We start from the raw sequence: 21,971 nt of genomic DNA, 5'->3' as shown, positions 1-21,971 counted from the left end.
GCCATGAACCAGACACGCTCCACCTGCCCGTACTGTGGCGTCGGTTGCGGCGTGATCATCGAATCCGATGGCGCGCAGATCACCGGCGTGCGCGGCGACCCCGAGCATCCCGCCAACTTCGGCCGCCTGTGCACCAAGGGCTCGACCCTGCACCTCACGGCCAGCGCCGCGGTCACGATGCAGACGCGCCTGCTGCGGCCCATGCAGCGCGCCTCGCGAGGCTCGGCGCCCGAGCCGATCGGCTGGGACGGCGCGCTCGACCTCGCGGTCCGGAAGTTCGCCCAGGTGATCCGCGACCACGGCCCGGATGCCGTGGGCTTCTATGTCTCGGGCCAGTTGCTGACCGAGGACTACTACGTCTTCAACAAACTCGCCAAGGGCCTGATCGGCACCAACAACATCGACACCAACTCGCGCCTGTGCATGAGCAGCGCGGTGGCCGGCTACAAGCAGACGCTCGGCGCCGACGCGCCGCCGGCCTGCTATGACGACCTCAAGTCCGCCGACTGCCTGTTCATCGTCGGCAGCAACGCGGCCTGGGCGCATCCGATCCTGTTTCGCCGCATCGAGGACGCCAAGGCCGCCAACCCGGCGCTGAAGATCATCGTGGCCGATCCGCGCCGCACCGACACGGCGGAGATCGCCGACCTGTTCCTGCCGATCCAGCCCGGCACCGACGTGATGCTGTTCAACGGCATGCTGCACCTGATGCTCTGGGAAGGCTGGACCGATGCCCGCTACATCGCCGCGCACACCACGGGCTTCGATGCGCTCAAGGCCACCGTGCGCGACTGCACGCCCGACCGCGTGGCGCAGATCTGCGGCATCGCCAAGGACGACCTGCTGCAGGCCGCGCGGCTGTTCGCGACTTCGGCGGCGACCTTGAGCCTCTACTGCCAGGGCCTCAACCAGTCGTCCTCGGGCACCGCCAAGAACGCGGCGCTCATCAACCTGCACCTGGCCACCGCGCAGATCGGCAAGCCCGGGGCCGGTCCGTTCTCGCTGACCGGGCAGCCGAACGCGATGGGCGGCCGCGAAGTCGGCGGCCTGGCCAACCTGCTGTCGGCCCACCGCGATCTCGCCAACCCCGCGCACCGGGCCGAAGTCGCAGCCCTGTGGGGCGTGCCGGAGGTGCCGGCGAAGGCCGGCAAGACCGCGGTCGAGATGTTCCAGGCGGCGGCCGACGGCGAGATCCGGGCCCTCTGGATCGCTTGCACCAACCCGGCGCAGTCGATGCCCGACCAGTCGACGGTGCGCCGTGCGCTCCAGCGCTGCGAGTTCGTGGTGGTGCAGGAGGCCTTCTCGACCACCGCTACCTGCGACTACGCCGACCTCCTGCTGCCGGCCACCACCTGGGGCGAGAAGGAAGGCACGGTCACCAACAGCGAGCGCCGGATCTCGCGCGTGCGCCCGGCGGTGGCGGCGCCGGGGCAGGCGCGCAGCGACTGGGCGATCGGCGTGGACTTCGCGCGCCGGCTCGAAGCGCGCCTCGCGCGCGGCCACTTGCCGGCCACCCTCTTTCCCTACGCCAACGCCGAATCGGTCTGGAACGAGCACCGCGAGAGCACCCGCGGACGCGACCTCGACATCACCGGCATGAGCTACGCGATGCTGGACGCGGCGCCGCAGCAATGGCCGCTGCGCGAGGGCGAAGCGTCCGGCCGTGCACGGCTCTACGAAGATGGCGTGTTCCCGACACCCGATGGCCGGGCCCGCTTCGTCGACACGCCCTACAAGCCGGTGGCCGAGGCCCGCGAGGCGCGCTATCCGTTCTCGCTCAACACCGGCCGGCTGCGCGACCAGTGGCACGGCATGAGCCGCACCGGCACGCTGGGCCGGCTGTTCGGCCACGTGGCCGAGCCGAGCGTGCAGATGCACCCGCAGGACATGGCGCGCCGCCAGCTGGCCGAAGGCGACCTCGTGCACGTGACGTCGCGCCGCGGCTCGATCGTGCTGCCGCTCGCCGCCAGCACGGAAGTCGGCCTGTCCCAGGCCTTCATCGCGATGCACTGGGGCGGCGAGTACCTGAGCGGCAGCTCGAGCACGGGCGAACGGCTGGCTGGCGTCAACGCACTCACCACGCCAAGCTACTGCCCCGACTCGAAGCAGCCGGAACTCAAGCATGCGGCAGTCAAGATCCTCAAGGCCGAGCTGCCCTGGTCGCTGCTCGCTGCCGCCTGGCTGCCCCAGGATGCGGCGCTGAACACCGCCGGCGCACTGCGCGCGCTGATGCAGAGCTTTCCCTTCGCCAGCTGCGTGCCCTTCGGCACCGGCGGCGCGCTCGAAGGCGGCGCGGCCGAGCGCACCGGCATCCTGTTCCGTGCCGCCGGCTACGAGGCTCCGCCCGACGCCGTGCTGGCGCAGATCGAGGACCTGCTGGCGCTCGGCGGCGCCGACACGCTGCGCTACGCCGATGCCCGGCGCGGCCAGCGGCGCGCCGTGCGGCTGGCACGCGACGGCGTCGACGCCCGGCTCGAAGGCTTCCTGCTCGGCGGCGACACCCGCGCCGAAGCCTGGATCAAGGCCCTGCTGCAGGACCGCCTGCCGGCCCAGGCCTACGGCCGCCAGCTGCTGCGCCCCGGCGCCACGGCACCGGCCGGCGTGGCCGCGCGCGGCAAGGTCGTGTGCAGCTGCTTCGGCGTCACGCAGACCGCGATCGAGGCGCAGCTGGCGAGCGGCCCGGGCGACGAGACCGAAGGCCTGGCCGCGCTGCAGGGCGCGCTCAAGTGCGGCACCAACTGCGGCTCCTGCCTGCCCGAACTCAAGCGCATGGTGCGGGCCGGCGTCGCGGGGCATAAGCCCACTGCCCAACCGGCATAAGGCATGCGGGACAATCCGGCACCCATGGGAATCAGTCACTACATCAAGGAAATCGGCCGCGGCGCCCGCGGCGCGAAGCCGCTCGCCCGCGAGCAGGCCGCGGACCTGTTCGGCCAGGTGCTGGACGGCAGCATCACCGACCTCGAGATGGGCGCCTTCTGCCTGGCGATGCGGATCAAGGGCGAGACGCCCGAAGAGCTGGCCGGCTTCCTCGATGCCACCCATGCCCGGCTGGCGCGCTTCCCGGCCGGCGAGCGGCCGCTGGTCGTGCTGCCGAGCTACAACGGCGCCCGCCGGCTGCCGGTGCTGACGCCGCTGCTGGCGCTGCTGCTGGCGCGCGAGGGGCTGCCGGTGCTGGTGCACGGCGCGGCCACCGAATCGACCCGGGTGCTGGCGTCCAGCGTGCTGGCCGCGCTCGACGTGCCGGCGCTGGCGGCGATCCGCCCGATCGCCGGCGGCGAGGCGGTGTTCGCGCCGACCGCGCTGCTGAGCCCCGGGCTCAAGCGCCTGCTCGACGTGCGCCGCGTGGTCGGCCTGCGCAACCCGGGCCACAGCGTGGTCAAGCTGATGCAGCCCGCCCTCGGCGACTGCGTGGTGATCGGCAGCTACACCCATCCCGAATACGCGCGCTCGATGGCCGCCACCTTCGAGCTCACCGGCATGACCGCGCTGCTGTCGCGCGGCCTCGAGGGCGAAAGCGCAGCCGACCCGCGCCGCACCGCACAGGTCGACGGCTTCGTGCGCGGGCAGCGCATCGCGCTGCAGGCGCAGCAGCCCGGCACCCAGGCCGAGGTGCCCGGCCTGCCGAGCGAGATCGACGTCGAGACCACGGCCACCTACACCCGGCACGTGCTGGCTGGCGAGCTGCCGGTGCCCGACGCGCTGGCGCAGCAGGTGGCGCACATCCTTCAACTGGCGCAGCGCGCGCAAGAGACACGCGCAGCCCACACCGCGGAGATCCCATGAGCCATCTTTCCCTCCAAGGCAGCTGCACCCTGGTGGGCGCCGGTCCCGGCGACCCCGAGCTGCTGACCCTCAAGGCGGTCAAGGCGATCCAGGCCGCGACCGTGCTGCTGGTCGACGACCTGGTCAACGACGAGATCCTGGCCTATGCCCGGCCCGGCGCCCGGATCGTCCACGTCGGCAAGCGCGGCGGCTGCCGCAGCACGCCGCAAGCCTTCATCGAGCGGCTGATGATCACCGCGGTGCAGGAAGGCGAGACCGTGGTCCGCCTGAAAGGCGGCGATCCCTTCATCTTCGGCCGCGGCGGCGAGGAGGTCGAGCACCTGCGCGAGCACGGCATCGAGGTCCGGGTCGTCAACGGCATCACGGCCGGCCTGGCCGCGGTCACGGCGCTGGGCGTGCCCCTGACCCACCGCGACCATGCACAGGGCGTGGTGTTCGTCACCGGCCATGCCAAGACCGGCCACGCCGCCGGCGAACACCCGACCGACTGGCGCCAGCTGGCGGCCACCGCCCGCGACGCCCGCCTGACGCTGGTGATCTACATGGGCGTCGCCGGCGTCGCCCACATCCAGGACGAGCTGCTGCACGGGCTGCCCGGCGACACCCCGGTCGCCGTCATCCAGCACGCCAGCCTGCCGCAGCAGCGCCACATCGCGACCACCCTGGCGCGGCTGCGCGTCGACATCGCGGGCGCGGCCATGGCCAGCCCGTCGGTGATCGTGGTCGGCGACGTGCTGCGCGGCCTGGCGGCGGCCGGCGTCCCGTCGGCCCGCTTCGGCACCTGAGACCGGCCCGTTGGACAGCTTCGACGTCGTCGTCATCGGCGCAGGCGCCGCCGGCCTCTTCTGCGCCGGCGTGGCGGGCCAGCGCGGCCTGAAGGTGCTGCTGCTCGACCATGGCGAGCGCATCGCCGAGAAGATCCGCATCTCGGGCGGCGGCCGCGCCAACTTCACCAACCGCGACCTCGACGTCCGCGCACCCCAACGCCACTTCATCGGCGACAACCCGAACTTCTGCCGCTCCGCGCTGTCGCGCTACACGCCGCAGCAGTTCATCGCGCTGGTCCAGCGCCACGGCATCGCCTTCCACGAGAAGCACAAGGGCCAGCTGTTCTGCGACGGTCCGTCGCAGCAGATCATCGACATGCTGCTGGCCGAATGCGCAGCCGGCGGCGTGACCCACTGGCAGCCCTGCAGCGTCGGCGCCGTCTCGTGGTCGGACGACGGCGGCTATGCGATCCAGACCGGCCGCGGCGCCGTGCGCACGCCCCGCCTGGTGGTCGCGACCGGGGGCCTCTCGATCCCGCAGATCGGCGCCAGCGACTTCGGCTACCGGATCGCCACCCAGTTCGGCCTGCGCGTCATCACGCCGCGGCCGGCGCTGGTACCGCTGACCTTCGGCGGCGAGGCCTGGGAACCGTATGCGGGGCTGGCCGGGCTGGCGCTGCCGGTGCAGATCGAGACCGGCAGCAAGAAGGAGCGCATGGCGTTCCATGAAGACCTGCTGTTCACCCACCGCGGCCTGTCGGGTCCTGCGGTGCTGCAGATCTCGAGCTACTGGAAGCCCGGCGCGCCCCTGACCCTCGACTTCGCGCCCGGCACCGACGTCGCGGCGGCGCTGTCCGAGGCCAAGCAGCGCTCCCGCAAGCGGATCGGCAACGAGCTGGCGGCCTGGGTGCCGTCCCGGCTGGCCGACGCCTGGGTCGGCCAGGACGCCGCCCTGCAGCGCCCGATCAACGAGGCCGCCGACCGGGCGCTGGCGGCGCTGGCCGAGCGCATCGCGCGCTGGCAGATCACGCCCAGCGGCACCGAGGGCTACAAGAAGGCCGAGGTCACGGCCGGCGGCGTCGACACCCGCGACCTGTCCTCCCAGACCCTGGAATCGAAGCAGCCGGGACTCTATTTCATCGGCGAGGTGGTCGATGTCACTGGCTGGCTCGGCGGCTACAACTTCCAGTGGGCCTGGGCCAGTGCGCACGCCTGCGCCCAGGCGCTGGCGGCGCAATCCAAAGCTGACGCTATAATGTCGGGCTAACTTCGGCCTCCCCTCAACGGCCCACCCCATTTTTCAGTTGAGGAACCCCGGCCCGGGGCCTCGATCTCCCCAGGCCAATTGAACCAACCGATTCCTAAATGACCACCATCCGCGTAAAAGAAAACGAGCCCTTCGACGTCGCACTGCGCCGCTTCAAGCGCACCATCGAAAAGCTCGGCCTGCTGACCGACCTGCGTGCCCGGGAGTTCTACGAAAAGCCGACCGCCGAGCGCAAGCGCAAGAAGGCCGCGGCCGTCAAGCGCCACTACAAGCGCGTGCGCAGCATGCAGCTCCCCAAGAAGCTGTACTAAGCACCCGCAGCGTTGGCCACAGGCCACCGCCCGGTTCAATCCGGATCGAGCCGCGCCAGGGACACCCTGCCGCGGCTTTTGTTTGTCGCTCCATCAAAGAAAGCCAGCCATGAGCCTCAAGAACCAGATCACCGAAGACATGAAGACCGCGATGCGCGCCAAGGACGCCGAGCGCCTGGGCACCATCCGCCTGCTGCTCGCCGCCCTCAAGCAGAAGGAAGTCGACGAGCGCATCGAACTCGATGACGCGATGGTGGTCGCGATCGTCGACAAGCTGGTCAAGCAGCGCAAGGACTCGGTCGCCGCCTTCACCCAGGGCGGCCGCACCGACCTGGCCGACAAGGAAGCGGCCGAGATCAAGGTGCTCGAGGTCTACCTGCCGCAGCGCATGAGCGCCGACGAGGTGGCGGTCGAGGTCCGGGCGATCGTCGCCGAACTCGGCGCCAAGGGCCCGGGCGACATGGGCAAGGTGATGGGCGCGGTCAAGGCCAGGCTGGCCGGCAAGGCCGACATGGGCCAGGTCAGCGCCGCCGTCAAGGCGGCACTGGCCAGCGCCTGAGCATGAAGTCGCGCCCGGTCCTCAAGGCCTGCGCCTGCCTGGTCGACGCCCAGGGCCGGCTGCTGGTGTTCCACCATCCCGAGGACCGCGGCATGCAGCTGCCCAAGGGCACGATCGAGCCCGGCGAAGCGCCCGAGGACGCGGTGCGGCGCGAACTGCTGGAAGAGTCGGGGGTCGACTACGCGGGGCCGCTGGAGCCGCTGGGCACCATCGACCGCTACTGCGAGGCCGGCATCGAAGGCAACAAGCACCGCCATCCGCAGCTGTGGCACCTGTTCCTGATGCGCATCGAACACCCGCTGCCCGAAACCTTCGACCATGTCGCAATGGGAAGCCCGGAAGAAGACGGGTTGGTGTTCAGCTTCAGCTGGCTGACGCCGGACGCGTCGCTGGAGGACTTTGCCGCGCCCTACGTCCGGGTGATCGAAAAAGTCCGCGCCGCGCTCGCCGCCTGAGCGCCGGCCCGGGTGCCGTTCTACCAGTTGGCTTCGCGCTCCGGGGTGGCCGAGATGTGGTGGATCGACAGGTCGGCGCCGTCGTACTCCTCCTCCTGCGACAGCCGCAGCCCCAGCGTGGCCTGCAGCACGCCGTAGACCGCTGCGCCGGCGACCAGCGCCCAGGCGACCCCGATCGCTACCCCGACCAGCTGGGCCCAGAGGTTCACCCCGCCGATGCCGCCGAGCGCCCGGCTGCCGAAGATCCCGGCCGCGATGCCGCCCCAGGTTCCGCAGAGGCCGTGCAGCGGCCAGACGCCGAGCACGTCGTCGATCTTCCACTTGTTCTGCGTCAGGGTGAACATCTTCACGAAGATCGCGCCGGCCACGCCTCCCACCACCAGCGCGCCGATCGGGTGCATCAGGTCGGAGCCGGCGCAGACCGCCACCAGGCCCGCCAGCGGCCCGTTGTAGACGAAGCCGGGGTCGTTCCTGCCCAACGCCAGCGCCACCAGCGTGCCGCCGACCATCGCCATCAGCGAATTGACCGCCACCAGGCCCGAGATCTTGTCGATCGTCTGGGCGCTCATCACGTTGAAGCCGAACCAGCCCACGCACAGGACCCAGGCGCCGAGGGCCAGGAACGGGATGTTCGAGGGCGGGTGCGCGCTCAGCGAGCCGTCGCCCCGGTAGCGGTTGCGGCGCGCCCCCAGCAGCAGCACCGCCGGCAGCGCCAGCCAGCCGCCCATCGCATGGACCACCACCGAGCCGGCGAAGTCGTGGAACTCGTTGCCCGTGACCCGGGCCAGCCAGTCCTGGATGCCGAAGGCCCGGTTCCAGGCGATGCCCTCGTAGAGCGGATACACCAGGCCCACGATGACGGCCGTGGCGATCAGCTGCGGCCAGAACTTCGCGCGCTCCGCGATGCCGCCCGAGATGATGGCCGGGATCGCCGCGGCGAAGGTGAGCAGGAAGAAGAAGCGCACCAGCTCGAAGCCGCTGCCGGCCGCCAGTTGCTCGGCGCCGACAAAGAAGTGCGTGCCGTAGGCGACGCCGAAGCCGACGAGGAAATAGACGATGGTCGAGACCGAGAAGTCGACCAGGATCTTGACCAGCGCATTGACCTGGTTCTTCTTGCGCACGGTGCCGAGTTCGAGAAAGGCAAAACCCGCATGCATCGACAACACCATGATGGCGCCAAGGAGAAGAAAGAGCGCGTTCGTGCCCCGAGTGAGTGCATCCATTGGAGATTGGCTTTGATATTTGCTTGGAGATGGTGCGTCGACGCCGGATGGCCCGGCTGACGCACCGATCGAAAGCAAAAATGGTGCCAAATCCGCCTCACTGCGGTGCCTTCTTGTCCAAATCGCTGCATCCCGCACCGACATGGAAAGCGCGCTGGCTCAAAGGCCGGCGCAGCCAGGCCCGTTGGTGAAACACCGCGGAACTGGCTTTGCCAGGCCGCAGGTGTTGCCCCCGGTGGGGGGCTGAGGAGCCGCGGCTCCAAGCCTGCCTGCGCAGGCTTGGACGGCTCCGAAGGGCCGCTGCCTCTGGCAGCGACTCGAGCGCCCGGACACGAAGTGCCGGGCAACCTGGGGGCGAGCCGGTTACGCCCCCGCGACCTTCATGCGATTGACCAGCAGAGAACCCGTCGTCTTCGCCCCGTAGTTGTACGCATCCGCGCCCACCGCCTCGATGCCCATCAGCATGTCCTTGAGGTTGCCGGCGATCGTGATCTCCTGCACCGGGAACGCGATCCGGCCCTTCTCGACCCAGAAGCCGCTGGCGCCGCGCGAATAGTCGCCCGTCACGTAGTTGACGCCCTGCCCCATCAACTCGATCACCAGCAGGCCGGTGCCCAGCTTTTCGAGCATGGCATCGAGGTCGTCGCCCTTCTTCGTCAGGCGGGAGGTCAGCGTGAGGTTGTGCGAGCCGCCGGCATTGCCGGTGGTCTTCATGCCCAGCTTGCGCGCCGAGTAGGTACTGAGGAAATAGCCCTCGAGCCGTCCGGCGTCGACCACCTTGCGCTTGCGCGTCACGACGCCCTCGTCGTCGAAGGGCGAGCTGCCCTTGCCGCGCAGCAGATGCGGGTCTTCGACCACGTCGATGTGCTTGGGCAGCACCTTCTTGCCGAGCGAATCGAGCAGGAAGGTGCTTTTGCGATACAGCGCACCGCCGCTGGTGGCCTGCACCAGCCCGCCCAGCAGTCCGGCCGCCAGCGGCGACTCGAACAGCACCGGGCATTCGGTGGTCTTGATCTTGCGCGACTTGAGGCGGCTCAGGGCCCGCTCGGCGGCATAGCGGCCCACGGCCACCGGGCTCGCCAGCTCGTCGGCCGAGCGCATCGAGCTGTACCAGGCGTCGCGCTGCATGTCGTCGCCCTTGCCGGCGATCGGCGCCACCGAGATCGAATGGCGCGAGCTGGCATAGCCGCCGCGGAAGCCGCGGGTGTGGGCGCTGAAGAAATGGCTTTGCTGCGCCGAGACCCCGGCACCTTCGCTGTTGGTGATGCGCTTGTCGGTCGACAGGGCCGCGGCCTCGCACTCCAGCGCCAGCTGGGCGGCCTGTTCGCTCGTGACGTCCCAGGGGTGGAACAGGTCGAGGTCCGGCTGCTCCTTGGCGATATCAGCCTCGTCGGGCAGGCCGCTGACCGGGTCCTCGGCCGTGAAGCGGGCGATGTCGTAGGCCGCCTGCACGGTCTGGGCGATCGCCGCCTCGGAGAAGTCGGAGGTGCTGGCATTGCCGCGGCGGTGGCCCACGTAGACCGTGACGCCGAGCGACTTGTCGCGGTTGCGCTCGACGTTCTCGAGCTCGCCCTTGCGCACCGAGACGCTCAGGCCGCAGCCCTCGGACGCCTCCGCGCCGGCATCGGTCGCTCCGAGCTTCTTGGCATGGGCCAAGGCCGAATCGACCAGGTTTTCGAAGAAAGGACGGCTGTAGGCGAAGCCGGAGTCGGCGCGCGAGGAAGATGTGGTCATGTGTTGGCTATGATACTTGCGCCCCCTGTTCCCGATGGTGCGGCCAACGATTGCATCTATGTCCCGCAAACCCAAAAAAGGCTACTTCGTCCGTGGCGAGTTCGTGGCCGAAGGCAGCGAACTCGATCTGGAGCTCAAGCGCGAGCTCAAGGGCACCGACGCCGCCAGCAAGACCGACCTCAAACGCGAGAGCGCCGAACTGCAGGCGCTGGGCGAAGCCCTGCTCGGCCTGCGCGCCGGCCTGTTCGACACGCTCGACCTGGGCGACAAGCTCAAGGACGCCATTGCCGACGCCAAGCGCATCACCAACTTCGAGGGCAAGCGGCGCCAGATGCAGTTCATCGGCAAGCTGATGCGCGGCCTCGACGCCGAGGTGCTCGACGCGGTCCGCGCCGCCCTGGCCGAGCAGGACCGCCTGCCGGCCGAAGAAACCGCGGCGCTGCACGAAGCCGAGCGCTGGCGCGACCGGCTGATCGCCGACAACGACGCCCTCGGCGGCTGGATCGAGACCCACCCGGCCACCGATGCCCAGCAACTGCGCGCCCTGGTGCGCCAGGCCCGCAAGGACATCAAGGCCGGCCCGGCGGGCGAGGCGCCGCGGCAGGGCAAGGCCTACCGCGAGGTGTTCCAGATCGTGCGCGCCCAGCTGCGCGTGCATGGCACGGCCGACCTCGCCGACGAGGCGGCCGAGCAGGCGCGCGAGGACGACGCATGACGGCGTTCGATCCGGTCCGCATCGGCATCGTCTCGGTCAGCGACCGCGCTTCCAGCGGCGTCTACGAAGACAAGGGTCTGCCGGCTCTCAAGGACTGGCTGCAGCGCGCCCTGCGCAATCCGATCAGCTTCGAATCGCGGCTGATCCCCGACGAGCAGGCCGGCATCAGCACGGCACTGATCGCGCTGGTCGACGCCGGCTGCTCGCTGGTGCTGACCACCGGCGGCACCGGCCCGGCCCTGCGCGACGTCACGCCGGAAGCCACGCTGGCCGTGGCCCACAAGGAAATGCCGGGCTTTGGCGAGCAGATGCGGCAAGTCAGCCTGCACTTCGTGCCGACCGCGATCCTGTCGCGCCAGGTCGCGGTGATCCGCGAGCGCAGCCTGATCATCAACCTGCCGGGCCAGCCGAAGGCAATCGCCGAGACGCTCGAAGGACTGCGCAACGCCGACGGCACGCAGGCGGTGCCGGGCATCTTCGCCGCGGTGCCCTACTGCGTCGACCTGATCGGCGGGCCGTACCTGGAGACCGACGACGCGGTCTGCAAGGCGTTTCGGCCGAAGTCGGCGATCCGGTCTGTCTAGTCTGTCGAGGACAGAGCAAAGACTCCTTCTCAGTTCTCGTTCTGTCCCGCAAGGTCTGAGCAGGTCGACGACAGGATTAATACTGCTGCGCAGGTTCTTGATCCAGTCCCATAACGGTGTTGGCGCAAGCCGATGACTAAAAGACGGGGAAGAGGGAGCGCATGGTTACAACAACGACGGGCAGCGCGCTGCTGCCGCGCATCGAGGGGGGCATCCAGGTGCTGCGCGGGCTGAAGGTGATGATCGACGCTGATCTGGCCGAGCTCTACGGCGTGCCGACCAAGGCGCTGAACCAAGCCGTCAAGCGCAATGCAGCACGCTTTCCGCCGGACTTCATGTTCCACTCGACGCCGCCGAGAAGGCCGAGGTGGTCACAACCTGTGACCACCTCTCGAAGCTGAAGTTCTCGAGGACGCTGCCATTCGCGTTCACGGAGTTCGGCGCGGTGGCCCTGGCCAACGTGCTGGCCTCGGCACAGGCTGTAGAGATGGGCATCTACGTGGTGCGCGCTTTCGTGCGGCTGCGGCAAGCGGCGAGCTTGCATGAGGATTTGGCCAGGCGACTGGCCGAGATCGAGGAGAAGACAGAGCGGCTGGAGCTATCGCACGACATGTTCAGCCGCAACACGCGCAATCAACTGCGCCAATTGTTCGAGGCCATGCGTGCTCTGACGGTGCCTCCCGAGCCGCCCAAACGGCCTTTCGGGTTCATGCCGCCCGAAGAGAAGAAGACACCGAAGGCGCGCAGCAAGAAATAGTCGATCGAATCGAGCTGCATCGACAAGAAAGCCACCCGGACTCCCCGCCAGCACCAAGTTCCGGACAGCGCAAAAAACTGCTACGCAGTTTCTTGGTCTGTCCCGCAAGGTCTCAGGAGAGCGTATACGCCGTCTTCACGACAGTGAAGAACTCCTGCGCATACCTGCCCTGCTCGCGCGGCCCGTAGCTCGACCCCTTGCGCCCGCCGAAGGGCACGTGGTAGTCCACCCCCGCCGTCGGCAGGTTGACCATCACCATGCCCGCCTGGCTGTGGCGCTTGAAATGCGTCGCGTACTTCAGCGAGGTAGTTGCGATGCCCGCCGACAGGCCGAACTCGGTGTCGTTGGCCGTGGCCAGCGCCTCCTCGTAGTTCTTCACCCGGATCACGCTCGCCACCGGCCCGAAGATCTCTTCCTTGTTGATGCGCATCGACGCCGCCGACTCGCTGAACAGCGCCGGCGACATGTAGTAGCCGTCGGTGTCGAGCTTCAACCGCTCGCCGCCCGCGGCCAGCGTGGCGCCCTCGCCCTTGCCGATCGCGATGTACTCCAGGTCCTGGTCGAGCTGCGACTTCGACGACACCGGCCCGATGTCGGTGCCCTGCGCCAGCGCATCGCCGACCTTGATCTTCGCCATCCGCGCCTTCATCGCCTCGATGAACTTCGGATAGATGCCTTCGGTCACGATCAGCCGGCTCGACGCCGTGCAGCGCTGGCCGGTCGAATAGAAGGCGCTCTGCACGCTGAGCTCCACCGCCTGGTTCAGGTCGGCATCGTCCAGCACCACCTGCGGGTTCTTGCCGCCCATCTCGAGCTGCACCTTCTTGTGGTTGGTCGCGCACTGGATGGCGATGCTGCGGCCCACGCCGACCGAGCCGGTGAAGCTGATCGCGTGGATGCCCGGGTGGTTGACCAGCGCATCGCCGATCACGCTGCCGCGGCCCATCACCAGGTTGAACACGCCCGCCGGAATTCCCGAGCGGCTGATGATCTCGGCCAGCGCCCAGGCGCAGCCCGGCACCAGGTCGGCCGGCTTCATCACCACGCAGTTGCCGAAGGCCAGCGCCGGGGCGATCTTCCAGGCCGGGATGGCGATCGGGAAATTCCACGGCGTGATCAGGCCGACCACGCCCACCGGCTCGCGCGTGATCTCGATGCCGATGCCGGGCCGCACCGACGGCAGCACCTCGCCCGACAGGCGCAGGCATTCGCCGGCGAAGAACTTGAAGATCTGCGCGGCGCGGGTCGCTTCGCCGATGCCTTCGGCCTTGGTCTTGCCCTCTTCGCGCGCCAGCAGCGTGCCGAGCTCTTCCTTGCGCGCCAGGATCTCGTTGCCGATCTTGTCCAGCGCCTCGGAGCGCGCCTGGATGCCGCCGGTCGACCAGGCCGGAAAGGCGGCGGTGGCGGCCGCGACCGCGGCGTCGACCTGGGCCGCGTCGCCTTGCGCGTACTGGCCCAGCACGTCGCCGAGATTGCTCGGGTTGACGTTCGGGCTGTAGCTGGCGGCCGCGCGCCATTCGCCATTGATGAGGTTGTCGAAGTTCTGCATGGCAGGGTCCTTGGAAATCGGGGTGGGGAAAGGCAGCTTACTGCGGCGGGCGCACCGCCTGGCGGGCCAGCAGCTTCCAGTCGCCGCCCGGGCCCTGTTGCTGCCAGACGCCGAGGATCTTGATGCTGACCTTGCCGGGCTTGCCGGAGTCGTTGGTGTCGGCCGTGAGCGTATGGCGCACGATCGCGACGTTGTCGATGACCTTGATGGTCTGCTCGGTGATCGCGATGGTCACGAAGTCCGACTTGCCGTCCATCAGGTCGCTGATGAAGCTGGTCTTGGTGTCGACCTTGCCGCCCGAGTGGCCGTAGCTCAGGTCGTCGGCCACCAGCGCATTGAGCGCCGCGGGCGTCGGGTCGATCATCGCCACGCGCAGCTTCTCTGCCGCGGCGGCGACTGCCGGCGACTTGGCCGCCTCGTTGCCACGCATTGTGGTGCAGCCGGCGAAGGCCGCGGTGGCGGCAGCGATCAAGACCAGTTTCTTCAGCATTTTTGTTGTCTCCTGTTGTTGTGATTGCAAGCGCTTGGGAAATTACTGGGGGCCGAGCTTGTCGATCAGCGCGGCCAGGGCCTGGTACTCGTCCGCCTTGAGCTCGGTCAGCGGCGTGCGCACCGGACCGGCATCATGGCCGACGATCTTCGCGCCGGCCTTCACGATGCTGACCGCGTAGCCCTGGCCCTTGTTGCGGATGTCCAGGTAGGGCATGAAAAAGTCCTTCAGCAGGCGGTGCTGCGTCGCGATGTCGTCCTTGGCCACCGCATGGTAGAAATCCATCGCGGTCTTCGGAATGAAGTTGAACACGGCCGACGAATACACCGGCGTGCCGAGCGCCTTGTAGGCCGCCGCATAGACCTCGGCGGTCGGCAGGCCGCCCAGGTAGGCGAAGCGGTCACCCATGCGCAGGTGGATCGAGCTCATCAGTTCGATGTCGCCGATGCCGTCCTTGAAGCCGACCAGGTTCGGGCAGCGCTCGGCCAGCTTCTCGAGCGTGTCGGGGTAGAGCTTGCTCTGGCCGCGGTTGTAGACGATGACGCCGAACTTCACGCTCTTGCAGACCGCCTCGACATGCGCCGCCAGGCCTTCCTGGCCGGCTTCGGTGAGGTAGTGCGGCAGCAGCAGCACGCCATGGGCGCCGGCCTTCTCGGCCGCCTGTGCGCACTGGATCGCGAAGCGCGTCGGGCCGCCGGCGCCAGCGATGATCGGCACCACGCCGCGACAGGTGTCGACCGCGGTCTGGATGATGCCGGGGTACTCGTCGCCGGTCAGCGAGAAGAATTCACCGGTGCCGCCGGCCGCGAACAGCGCGCTCGCGCCGTAGGGCGCCAGCCATTCGAGGCGCTTCTCGTAGCTCTTCTTGTCGAAGTCGCCATTGCGGTCGAAATCGGTGAGCGGGAAGGACAGCAGGCCGGAGCCCATGATGGTCTTGAGTTCTTGAGGCGTCATTTTTTGGAAGGACAGGGTGGTGGAAAGGGAGAGGTCAGGCCGCCGCCGGGCCGCTCCCAAGGCGGCCTGCGGCCCCCTCGGGGGGCAGCGACCACACGAAGTGAGCGAGCGTGGGGGTCATTCAGTCCAGCTTGATCTGGGCGGCGTTCACGACCTTGGCCCAGCGGGCGCGTTCCTTCTCGAAGAACTGGTCCTGCTCGGTGGGCGTCATGGTCACGACTTCGGCGCCCTGCCCGGCCAGCCGCGAGCGGATGTCGGGCGTGCGGATGATCGCGATCAGTTCCTTGTTGAGGCGCTGCACCAGCGCCTCGGGCGTGCCGCGCGGCACCAGGATGCCTTGCCAGGTCCCGGATTCGAAGCCGGGCACGCCCTGCTCGGCAATGGTCGGCACATCGCCGATCAGCGGCATGCGCGTGGGCTTGGACACGCCCAGCACCTTGAGCTTGCCGCTCTGCACATGCGGCAGCGTCGCCAGCATGCCATTCATCAGCACCTGGGTCTGGCCGGCGACGGTGTCCTGCACCGCCTGCACGCCACCCTTGTAGGGCACGTAGACCCAGCGGGCGCCGCTCGCGCGCTCGAGCGCGACGCCGGCCAGGTGCGGCGCACTGCCGGTGGCGGTGACCGCGAAATTGAGGTCGGACTTCTTCGACAGCGCGACCAGTTCCTTCAGGTTGTTGGCCGGCACCGACGGATGCACCACCAGCAGGTGCGGCGAGTAGGCCAGCATGGTCACGCCGCGCAGGTCCTTGGCGGGATCGAAGGACAGTTTCGTGTAGACCGAGGGGCTGATCGCCAGCGCGCCGACGTCGCAAAGCAGCAGCGTGTAGCCGTCGGGCTGGGCCTTTGACACCAGGTCGGCGCCGAGATTGCCATTGGCGCCGGCACGGTTCTCGACGATCACCGAGGTCTTCAGCGCTTCGGCCAGCGGTACGCTGATCGAGCGGGCGATGATGTCGGACGACCCGCCGGGCGGGTACGGCACGACGATGCGGATCGGCTTCGAGGGCCAGGCGTCGGCGGCCTGTGCGGCACCACCGGCGGCCAGCAGTCCGCTGCCGAGTGCACCTAGTACCAGATGGCGTCGATTCAAGCGCATGGGTTTGTCTCCAGGGTCGTTGGGGAATGAGAGTCGCATGGTAGCGATGTCGTCAGTCATCGTACAACTAGATCCGACAGATGTCCAGCAAAAGACCTGCGCCGCCGCTCAGGCCGCCGGCGCCTGCCCTGCGGCCGCGGTCTCGGCGTCGAGCCGGGCCGCTTCCTGGGCGAGGCGAAGCCGTTCGCGGCTGTTGGTGAGATGGATGCGCATCGCCGCGCGCGCCGACTCGGCGTCGCGGCGCGCGATCGCCGCGTAGATTTCCTCGTGCTCGCGGTTCACGCGGCTCAGGTATTCGCCGCGCCGGTCGTGATTGCGGATGGCGGTGATCCGGGTGCGCGGAATGATCGTGGTGCCGAGGTGGCTCATGATGTCCGCGAAGTAGGGATTACCGGTCGCCTGCGCAATCTGCAGGTGGAAGCGGAAATCGGGCGCCACGGTATCGCCGGCGGTCGTCACGTTGTGTTCGAAGTCGTCGAGCGCCTGCCGCATGGCGGCCAGCTGTCCCTCGGTGCGGCGGGTCGCGGCCAGGCCTGCGGACTCGGTCTCCAGGCTGATGCGCAGCTCGAGCACTGCGAGCACGTCGACCGAGGTCGCGATGTCCGAGGCCTCGAGCCGGAACATGCCGGCGGCGCGCGGCTGCAGCACGAAGGTGCCGATGCCGTGGTGGGTCTCGACCAGCCCGCCTGCCTGCAGCTTGGAGAGCGCCTCGCGCACCACGGTGCGACTCACGCCGTAGGTCTGCATGATGGCCGACTCGGTCGGCAGTTTGTCGCCCGGGCGCAATTGCTGGCTGCGGATCTTGTCGCCGAGGTCGTCGACCAAGCCATGCGCCAGGCCCCGCACCCTGCGGCGCGGAGGAGCGCCGCCGGCTTCGGTGGTTGCGGTAGACCCCGTTGACAGGTTCGACATGGCGTGATGATAATCGCCTCCACGTTGTACGACAACCGATAACTTACGACCACCGACAGAGACACGAATGAGCGCCGCTTCCGCTTCCGCCACCCCTTCCTCCCCCGTCCTCCAAGTCGGCCGCCTCCTCCTGACCGGCGCCGCCGGCGGCCTGGGCAAGGTCCTGCGCGAACGCCTGCGTCCCTATGCGGGCGTGCTGCGCCTCTCCGACATCGCATCGCTGTCAGCGGCCGAAGGCCCGCACGAGGAAGTCGTCGCCTGCGACCTGTCCGACAAGCAGGCGGTCGATGCGCTGGTGGCCGGCTGCGACGCCATCGTGCATCTGGGCGGCGTGTCGGTGGAACGGCCCTTCGAGGAGATCCTCGAGGCCAACATCAAGGGCGTGTTCCATATCTACGAGGCGGCCCGCCGGCACGGCGTGAAGCGCGTGGTGTTCGCCAGCTCCAACCACGTGATCGGCTTCTACAAGCAGGACGAGCACCTCGACGCGCACGTCCAGCGCCGGCCCGACGGCTACTACGGCCTGTCGAAGTCCTTCGGCGAGGACGTGGCCCAGTTCTACTTCGACCGCTGGGGCATCGAGACCGTGAGCATCCGCATCGGCTCCTCGTTCCCCGAGCCCCTCAACCGCCGCATGATGAGCACCTGGCTCAGCTACCGCGACCTGACCACGCTGATCGAGAAGTCGCTGTTCACGCCGGGCGTCGGGCACACGGTGGTCTACGGCGTGTCGGCCAACCGCGACGTCTGGTGGGACAACTCGGGCGCCGCCGTCCTCGGCTACGCGCCGCAAGACACGTCCGAAGTCTTTCGCGACAAGGTCGAGCAGCAGCCACCGGTCGCATCCACCGACCCCAACGCCATCTACCAGGGCGGCGCCTTCACCGCCCAGGGTCCGTTCGGAGACTGAGCGCCATGGGGAGCCAAGCCGAACTCGTGGTCGACGCGCGCTGCGGCACGGGCGAGAGCCCGGTGTGGTCGGTGGCGGAGTCCGCCTTGTACTGGGTCGACATTCCCGGCCGCGCGCTGCACCGCTGGTCGGGGGCCGGCCACACGCAGTGGGCCAGCGACGAAATGCCGGCCTGCATCGCGCCGCGTGCCGACCTGCCGGGCAGCTGGATCGCCGGCATGGAGAGCGGCCTGTTCTCGCTCACGCCGCAGGACGGCGGCACGCTCGCTGCCACCCGGCTCGCCGAGGTGTCGCACGCGCGGCCCGGCATGCGTTTCAACGACGGCCGCTGCGACCGCCAGGGCCGCTTCTGGGCCGGCACGATGCTGATGGACATGGCTGCGGGCGCCCGCGTCGGCCGGCTCTACCGCCACGACAAGGGCAGCCTCGCGCCGTCGCTGCAGCTCGACGACCTGATCGTGCCGAACGGACTCGCCTTCAGCCCCGACGGCCGCACGATGTACCTGTCGGACTCGCATCCCGGCGTGCAGACGATCTGGGCCTTCGATTACGACACCGCCACCGGCACGCCATCGAAGCGCCGCGTGTTCGTGGACATGAATCCCCTGCCCGGCCGTCCCGACGGCGCCGCTGTCGATGCCGACGGCTGCTACTGGATCTGCGGCAACGACGCCGGCCAAGTGCACCGCTTCACGCCCGAGGGACGGCTCGACCGCTCGCTCGAGGTGCCGGTCAAGAAGCCGGCGATGTGCGCCTTCGGCGGCCCCAAGCTCGACACCCTGTTCGTCACCTCGATCCGCCCGGGCGGCGACCTGTCGGACCAGCCGCTGGCCGGCGGCGTGTTCGCGCTGCGGCCGGGCACGCAGGGCATTCCGGAGCCGGCCTTCGGCGGCTGAACCGATCGCTTTCAATTTTTCACGACAACCACCAGCAAGAGGAAGACAAATGAAGTTCAACAAGCACGCACTCATCGTCGCCATCGCGGCCGGCGTGACCGCGATGGCCGCACAGGCCACCGAGTTCCGGTCGGCCGACATCCACCCCGATGACTACCCGACCGTGACCGCGGTCAAGTTCATGGGCGAACGGCTCAAGGAGCTGTCCGGCGGCAAGGACACCATCAAGGTGTTCAACAACAGCGCCCTGGGCAGCGAGAAGGACACCATCGAGCAGACCAAGATCGGCGCGCTGCAGATGGTGCGCGTGAACATCGCGCCCATGAACAACATCTGCCCCGAGACGCAGGTGCCGACGATGCCCTTCCTGTTCCGCTCGGTCGACCATCTGCACAAGGTGCTGGACGGCCCGATCGGCGAGGAAATCCTCAAGTCCTGCGAGAAGCAGGGCTTCATCGGCCTGGCCTACTACGACAGCGGTGCGCGCTCGATGTTCACGGCCAAGAAGCCGGTGCGCAGCTTCGCCGACATGAAGGGCCAGAAGGTCCGCGTGCAGCAGTCCGACCTGTGGGTCTCGATGCTCGAGGCGATGGGCGCCAACGCCACGCCGATGCCGATGGGCGAGGTCTACACCGGCCTCAAGACCGGCCTGATCGACGCCGCCGAGAACAACTACCCGACCTATGAAAGCTCGCGCGCCTTCGAGGTCGCCAAGTACTACACCAAGACCGAGCACTCGATGGCCCCCGAGATGCTGCTGTTCTCCAAGCGCGCGTGGGACAAGCTGACGCCGCAGGAGCAGGGCTGGCTGCGCCAGGCCGCCAAGGAGTCGGTGCCCTACATGCGCAAGCAGTGGGAAGAGCGCGAAGTGAAGTCGCTCGCGACCGTCAAGGCCGGCGGCGCCGAGATCATCGACATCGACAAGGCCCCGTTCCAGGCCGCGATGAAGCCGGTGTACGACAAGTTCATCGTCGACGCCAAGCTCAAGGACCTCGTCAAGCGCGTGCAGGACACGAAGTAATCGTCTGAGCCCGGCCGCCCTCCCCCGCACGCGGGAGGGCGTCGCCAACCCACATCATCATGTACACGAAAATCTGCCGCACGCTGGCTCGCGCCTGCATGTGGCTGGGCATCTTCGGCCTCGTCGCGGTGATCTGCGCCGTGAGCTGGCAGGTGTTCGGCCGCTACGTCCTCAACAACACCCCCACTTGGGCCGAGAGCCTGGCGCTGCTGCTGGTGCTCTACGTCACCATGCTCGGCGTCGCCGTCGGCGTGCGCGATGCGGGCCACATCGGCCTCGAGTCCTTCCTGGTGCTGGCGCCCGACTGGCTGCGCCTCAAGATGGAATTCCTGATCCACTTCCTGATCCTGCTGTTCGGCGCCGCGATGGCCTGGAACTGCGCCTCGCTGGCCGAATCGGTCTGGGGCTACCGCCTTCCCACGCTGTGGATCTCCGAAGGCTGGAAATACGTGCCGGCCGCGGTGTCCGGCGTCCTCATCGTGATGTTCTCGATCGAACACATCATCGCGCTCGCCCAAGGCCGCGAAGTCGAACCCGCCTGGGGCTGAGCCATGACCATTCCTCTCCTGATCCTCTGCATCTCCTTCACGGTCTTCCTGCTGCTGGGCGTGCCGGTGGCGTTCTCCATCGGCCTGTCGGCCCTGTCCACCCTGCTCTACGAAGGCCTGCCGCTGGAAGTCGGCTTCCAGCAGATGACCTCCGGCATGGGGATCTTCTCGTTCCTCGCGATCCCGTTCTTCATCTTCGCCGGCGAGCTGATGCTCTACGGCGGCATCGCCGACCGCATCGTCAACTTCGCGCGCAACCTCGTGGGCCACGTGCGCGGCGGCCTGGGCATGTCGAACGTGGTGGCCTGCACCTTGTTCGGCGGCGTCTCGGGCTCGCCCGTGGCCGACGTCTCGGCCATGGGCGCCGTGATGATTCCGATGATGAAGAAGGAGGGCTATCACGCCGACTACGCGGTCAACGTGACGACCCACGCGGCCCTGGTCGGCGCCCTGATGCCGACCAGCCACAACCTGATCATCTATTCGCTCGCGGCGGGCGGCAAGGTGTCGATCGCGGCGCTGATCCTCGCGGCACTGCTGCCCGCGGCGGTGCTGACCATCAGCAACCTGGCGGCGGCCTATCTGGTGGCGGTCAAGCGCGGCTATCCGGCCGGCAGCTTCCCGGGCTGGCAGATCGTGGCCCGCTCGTTCGCGGCCGCGCTGCCGGGCCTGTTCATCGTCGTGCTGATCCTCGGCGGCATCCTGTCGGGCGTCTTCACCGCGACCGAATCGGCCGCCGTGGCCGTGCTCTATGCGCTGGCCCTGACGATCCTGGTCTACCGCACGCTGAAGTGGGAGCACTTCATCAAGGCGGCGGCGAAGGCGGTCCGCACCACGGGCGTGATCCTGCTGCTGATCGGCATCTCGAGCACATTCGGCTATCTGATCAGCCTCTACGGCGTGGCCGAACTCACCGGGCAGATGCTGTCGCAGGTCACGACCACGCCGTGGATGATCTTCCTGCTGATCAACATCATCCTGTTCGTGCTGGGCACCTTCCTGGACATGGCGGCGACCATCCTGCTGTGCACGCCGATCTTCCTGCCGATCGCGCAGCAGTACGGCATGACCTCGGTGCAATTCGGCGTCGTGATGCTGATCAATTGCGCGCTGGGCCTCAACACCCCGCCGGTGGGCACCACCCAGTTCGTCGGCTGCGCGATCGGGGGGGTCTCGGTCGGCACCGTGATGAAGACCATCTGGCCCTTCTATGGCGCGCTGATCTTCGCGCTCGGCGTCGTCACCTTCGTGCCGGCCTTCTCGACCTGGCTGCCGAGCCTGTTCATGGTGGTCAAGTAAAGGAGCGCACATGTCCGGAACCGTCAGGCCGCCGCTCACCATCCTCATGCACGCGCGCGACAACGTCGCGATCGTGGCCAACGACGGCGGCCTGGCGGCCGGCACCGTGTTCGCCTCGGGCCTCACGCTGCGCGA

The 21,971-nt window shown here is 68.5% G+C and carries 23 protein-coding genes; 16 read left to right on the top strand and 7 right to left on the bottom strand.

What is annotated here, in order from left to right; all coding sequences use genetic code 11:
• The first annotated feature begins 3 nt into the window (after window positions 1-3).
• From QTI17_RS08210 to QTI17_RS08180, 7 genes are all read left to right on the top strand, one after another.
• On the top strand, window positions 4-2,820 hold the full coding sequence (locus QTI17_RS08210; protein WP_286532212.1) for a nitrate reductase: 2,817 nt from the start codon (window positions 4-6) through the stop codon (window positions 2,818-2,820).
• Window positions 2,821-2,844: 24 nt separating this feature from the next.
• Window positions 2,845-3,786 carry a DNA-binding protein YbiB gene (gene ybiB / locus QTI17_RS08205; RefSeq protein ID WP_286532211.1) on the top strand — a complete coding sequence of 314 codons (942 nt, stop codon included), beginning with the start codon at window positions 2,845-2,847 and terminating at the stop codon, window positions 3,784-3,786.
• Entirely contained in the window at window positions 3,783-4,571 is a 789-nt protein-coding gene (gene cobA, locus QTI17_RS08200; protein WP_286532210.1) for a uroporphyrinogen-III C-methyltransferase, read from the top strand. Before ybiB ends, cobA begins: the two co-directional genes overlap by 4 nt.
• Before the next feature lie 10 nt (window positions 4,572-4,581).
• Complete coding sequence (locus QTI17_RS08195) at window positions 4,582-5,820, top strand: BaiN/RdsA family NAD(P)/FAD-dependent oxidoreductase (RefSeq protein ID WP_286532208.1); 1,239 nt, start codon at window positions 4,582-4,584, stop codon at window positions 5,818-5,820.
• A 98-nt stretch (window positions 5,821-5,918) separates the two neighbouring features.
• Window positions 5,919-6,131 carry a 30S ribosomal protein S21 gene (rpsU, locus tag QTI17_RS08190; protein WP_007833691.1) on the top strand — a complete coding sequence of 71 codons (213 nt, stop codon included), beginning with the start codon at window positions 5,919-5,921 and terminating at the stop codon, window positions 6,129-6,131.
• Window positions 6,132-6,240: 109 nt separating this feature from the next.
• Window positions 6,241-6,690, top strand: a complete 450-nt coding sequence (locus QTI17_RS08185; RefSeq protein WP_286532205.1) for a GatB/YqeY domain-containing protein — start codon at window positions 6,241-6,243, stop codon at window positions 6,688-6,690.
• 2 nt (window positions 6,691-6,692) lie between these two features.
• Window positions 6,693-7,145, top strand: coding sequence for an NUDIX domain-containing protein (locus QTI17_RS08180; protein WP_286532204.1), 453 nt, complete (start codon window positions 6,693-6,695; stop codon window positions 7,143-7,145).
• A 20-nt stretch (window positions 7,146-7,165) separates the two neighbouring features.
• On the opposite strand, the gene QTI17_RS08175 is transcribed toward QTI17_RS08180, so the two are convergent.
• Complete coding sequence (locus tag QTI17_RS08175; protein WP_286526132.1) at window positions 7,166-8,368, bottom strand: ammonium transporter; 1,203 nt, start codon at window positions 8,366-8,368, stop codon at window positions 7,166-7,168.
• Window positions 8,369-8,731: 363 nt separating this feature from the next.
• Complete coding sequence (gene pmbA / locus QTI17_RS08170) at window positions 8,732-10,102, bottom strand: metalloprotease PmbA (protein ID WP_286532202.1); 1,371 nt, start codon at window positions 10,100-10,102, stop codon at window positions 8,732-8,734.
• Between the two features lie 58 nt (window positions 10,103-10,160).
• Between pmbA and yjgA the strand changes: the two genes are divergently transcribed.
• The 4 genes from yjgA (at window position 10,161) to QTI17_RS08150 (ending at window position 12,158) form a co-directional block, all read left to right on the top strand.
• Window positions 10,161-10,817 (top strand): ribosome biogenesis factor YjgA, encoded by a 657-nt coding sequence (gene yjgA, locus QTI17_RS08165; protein ID WP_286532201.1) that lies wholly within the window; start codon window positions 10,161-10,163, stop codon window positions 10,815-10,817.
• Window positions 10,818-10,837: 20 nt separating this feature from the next.
• A complete protein-coding gene (gene mog, locus QTI17_RS08160) occupies window positions 10,838-11,401 on the top strand; it encodes a molybdopterin adenylyltransferase (RefSeq protein ID WP_503011037.1) in 564 nt (187 codons plus the stop codon).
• Between the two features lie 161 nt (window positions 11,402-11,562).
• Complete coding sequence (locus QTI17_RS08155) at window positions 11,563-11,802, top strand: ORF6N domain-containing protein (RefSeq protein ID WP_286532196.1); 240 nt, start codon at window positions 11,563-11,565, stop codon at window positions 11,800-11,802.
• Between the two features lie 44 nt (window positions 11,803-11,846).
• Complete coding sequence (locus QTI17_RS08150) at window positions 11,847-12,158, top strand: ORF6N domain-containing protein (RefSeq protein WP_286532194.1); 312 nt, start codon at window positions 11,847-11,849, stop codon at window positions 12,156-12,158.
• Between the two features lie 112 nt (window positions 12,159-12,270).
• Here the strand turns inward: QTI17_RS08150 and QTI17_RS08145 are convergent, their stop codons facing one another.
• From QTI17_RS08145 to QTI17_RS08125, 5 genes are all read right to left on the bottom strand, one after another.
• The gene (locus QTI17_RS08145; RefSeq protein WP_286532192.1) at window positions 12,271-13,707 is read right to left on the bottom strand and encodes an aldehyde dehydrogenase family protein; all 1,437 of its coding nucleotides are present in this window, start codon (window positions 13,705-13,707) and stop codon (window positions 12,271-12,273) included.
• A 37-nt stretch (window positions 13,708-13,744) separates the two neighbouring features.
• The gene (locus QTI17_RS08140; RefSeq protein WP_286371343.1) at window positions 13,745-14,197 is read right to left on the bottom strand and encodes a nuclear transport factor 2 family protein; all 453 of its coding nucleotides are present in this window, start codon (window positions 14,195-14,197) and stop codon (window positions 13,745-13,747) included.
• 42 nt (window positions 14,198-14,239) lie between these two features.
• Window positions 14,240-15,151 (bottom strand): 5-dehydro-4-deoxyglucarate dehydratase, encoded by a 912-nt coding sequence (kdgD, locus tag QTI17_RS08135; RefSeq protein ID WP_286532191.1) that lies wholly within the window; start codon window positions 15,149-15,151, stop codon window positions 14,240-14,242.
• Window positions 15,152-15,272: 121 nt separating this feature from the next.
• On the bottom strand, window positions 15,273-16,250 hold the full coding sequence (locus QTI17_RS08130) for a Bug family tripartite tricarboxylate transporter substrate binding protein (RefSeq protein WP_286532189.1): 978 nt from the start codon (window positions 16,248-16,250) through the stop codon (window positions 15,273-15,275).
• 108 nt (window positions 16,251-16,358) lie between these two features.
• Window positions 16,359-17,162, bottom strand: coding sequence for a FadR/GntR family transcriptional regulator (locus QTI17_RS08125; protein WP_286532187.1), 804 nt, complete (start codon window positions 17,160-17,162; stop codon window positions 16,359-16,361).
• Between the two features lie 67 nt (window positions 17,163-17,229).
• Between QTI17_RS08125 and QTI17_RS08120 the strand changes: the two genes are divergently transcribed.
• Genes QTI17_RS08120 through QTI17_RS08100 form a run of 5 tightly spaced genes read left to right on the top strand, consistent with a single transcriptional unit; the run spans window position 17,230 to window position 21,836 of the window.
• The gene (locus tag QTI17_RS08120; RefSeq protein WP_286532185.1) at window positions 17,230-18,072 is read left to right on the top strand and encodes an NAD-dependent epimerase/dehydratase family protein; all 843 of its coding nucleotides are present in this window, start codon (window positions 17,230-17,232) and stop codon (window positions 18,070-18,072) included.
• Between the two features lie 5 nt (window positions 18,073-18,077).
• A complete protein-coding gene (locus QTI17_RS08115) occupies window positions 18,078-18,968 on the top strand; it encodes an SMP-30/gluconolactonase/LRE family protein (protein WP_286532183.1) in 891 nt (296 codons plus the stop codon).
• A 49-nt stretch (window positions 18,969-19,017) separates the two neighbouring features.
• A complete protein-coding gene (locus QTI17_RS08110) occupies window positions 19,018-19,989 on the top strand; it encodes a TRAP transporter substrate-binding protein (protein ID WP_286526171.1) in 972 nt (323 codons plus the stop codon).
• Window positions 19,990-20,048: 59 nt separating this feature from the next.
• The gene (locus tag QTI17_RS08105) at window positions 20,049-20,537 is read left to right on the top strand and encodes a TRAP transporter small permease (protein ID WP_286371336.1); all 489 of its coding nucleotides are present in this window, start codon (window positions 20,049-20,051) and stop codon (window positions 20,535-20,537) included.
• Window positions 20,538-20,540: 3 nt separating this feature from the next.
• The gene (locus tag QTI17_RS08100) at window positions 20,541-21,836 is read left to right on the top strand and encodes a TRAP transporter large permease (protein WP_286532181.1); all 1,296 of its coding nucleotides are present in this window, start codon (window positions 20,541-20,543) and stop codon (window positions 21,834-21,836) included.
• The last annotated feature ends 135 nt before the right edge of the window (window positions 21,837-21,971 follow it).

This window comes from Variovorax sp. J31P179, from assembly GCF_030316985.1.
GTDB lineage: Bacteria > Pseudomonadota > Gammaproteobacteria > Burkholderiales > Burkholderiaceae_C > Variovorax > Variovorax ginsengisoli_B.
Note: the sequence above shows the minus strand (reverse complement) of the source record. Positions and strands in the feature narration are given on the sequence as shown.

Excerpts from the sequence above, each read along its gene's own strand:
- QTI17_RS08210 (WP_286532212.1), top strand. The coding sequence starts at position 4 with ATGAACCAGACACGCTCCACCTGCCCGTACTGTGGCGTCGGTTGCGGC.
- QTI17_RS08120 (WP_286532185.1), top strand. The coding sequence starts at position 17,230 with ATGAGCGCCGCTTCCGCTTCCGCCACCCCTTCCTCCCCCGTCCTCCAA.
- rpsU (WP_007833691.1), top strand. The coding sequence starts at position 5,919 with ATGACCACCATCCGCGTAAAAGAAAACGAGCCCTTCGACGTCGCACTG.
- QTI17_RS08155 (WP_286532196.1), top strand. The coding sequence starts at position 11,563 with ATGGTTACAACAACGACGGGCAGCGCGCTGCTGCCGCGCATCGAGGGG.
- QTI17_RS08180 (WP_286532204.1), top strand. The coding sequence starts at position 6,693 with ATGAAGTCGCGCCCGGTCCTCAAGGCCTGCGCCTGCCTGGTCGACGCC.
- QTI17_RS08140 (WP_286371343.1), bottom strand. The coding sequence starts at position 14,197 with ATGCTGAAGAAACTGGTCTTGATCGCTGCCGCCACCGCGGCCTTCGCC.
- pmbA (WP_286532202.1), bottom strand. The coding sequence starts at position 10,102 with ATGACCACATCTTCCTCGCGCGCCGACTCCGGCTTCGCCTACAGCCGT.
- QTI17_RS08100 (WP_286532181.1), top strand. The coding sequence starts at position 20,541 with ATGACCATTCCTCTCCTGATCCTCTGCATCTCCTTCACGGTCTTCCTG.
- QTI17_RS08130 (WP_286532189.1), bottom strand. The coding sequence starts at position 16,250 with ATGCGCTTGAATCGACGCCATCTGGTACTAGGTGCACTCGGCAGCGGA.
- cobA (WP_286532210.1), top strand. The coding sequence starts at position 3,783 with ATGAGCCATCTTTCCCTCCAAGGCAGCTGCACCCTGGTGGGCGCCGGT.
- kdgD (WP_286532191.1), bottom strand. The coding sequence starts at position 15,151 with ATGACGCCTCAAGAACTCAAGACCATCATGGGCTCCGGCCTGCTGTCC.
- QTI17_RS08145 (WP_286532192.1), bottom strand. The coding sequence starts at position 13,707 with ATGCAGAACTTCGACAACCTCATCAATGGCGAATGGCGCGCGGCCGCC.
- ybiB (WP_286532211.1), top strand. The coding sequence starts at position 2,845 with ATGGGAATCAGTCACTACATCAAGGAAATCGGCCGCGGCGCCCGCGGC.
- QTI17_RS08105 (WP_286371336.1), top strand. The coding sequence starts at position 20,049 with ATGTACACGAAAATCTGCCGCACGCTGGCTCGCGCCTGCATGTGGCTG.
- QTI17_RS08110 (WP_286526171.1), top strand. The coding sequence starts at position 19,018 with ATGAAGTTCAACAAGCACGCACTCATCGTCGCCATCGCGGCCGGCGTG.
- QTI17_RS08115 (WP_286532183.1), top strand. The coding sequence starts at position 18,078 with ATGGGGAGCCAAGCCGAACTCGTGGTCGACGCGCGCTGCGGCACGGGC.
- QTI17_RS08185 (WP_286532205.1), top strand. The coding sequence starts at position 6,241 with ATGAGCCTCAAGAACCAGATCACCGAAGACATGAAGACCGCGATGCGC.
- QTI17_RS08175 (WP_286526132.1), bottom strand. The coding sequence starts at position 8,368 with ATGGATGCACTCACTCGGGGCACGAACGCGCTCTTTCTTCTCCTTGGC.
- yjgA (WP_286532201.1), top strand. The coding sequence starts at position 10,161 with ATGTCCCGCAAACCCAAAAAAGGCTACTTCGTCCGTGGCGAGTTCGTG.
- QTI17_RS08125 (WP_286532187.1), bottom strand. The coding sequence starts at position 17,162 with ATGTCGAACCTGTCAACGGGGTCTACCGCAACCACCGAAGCCGGCGGC.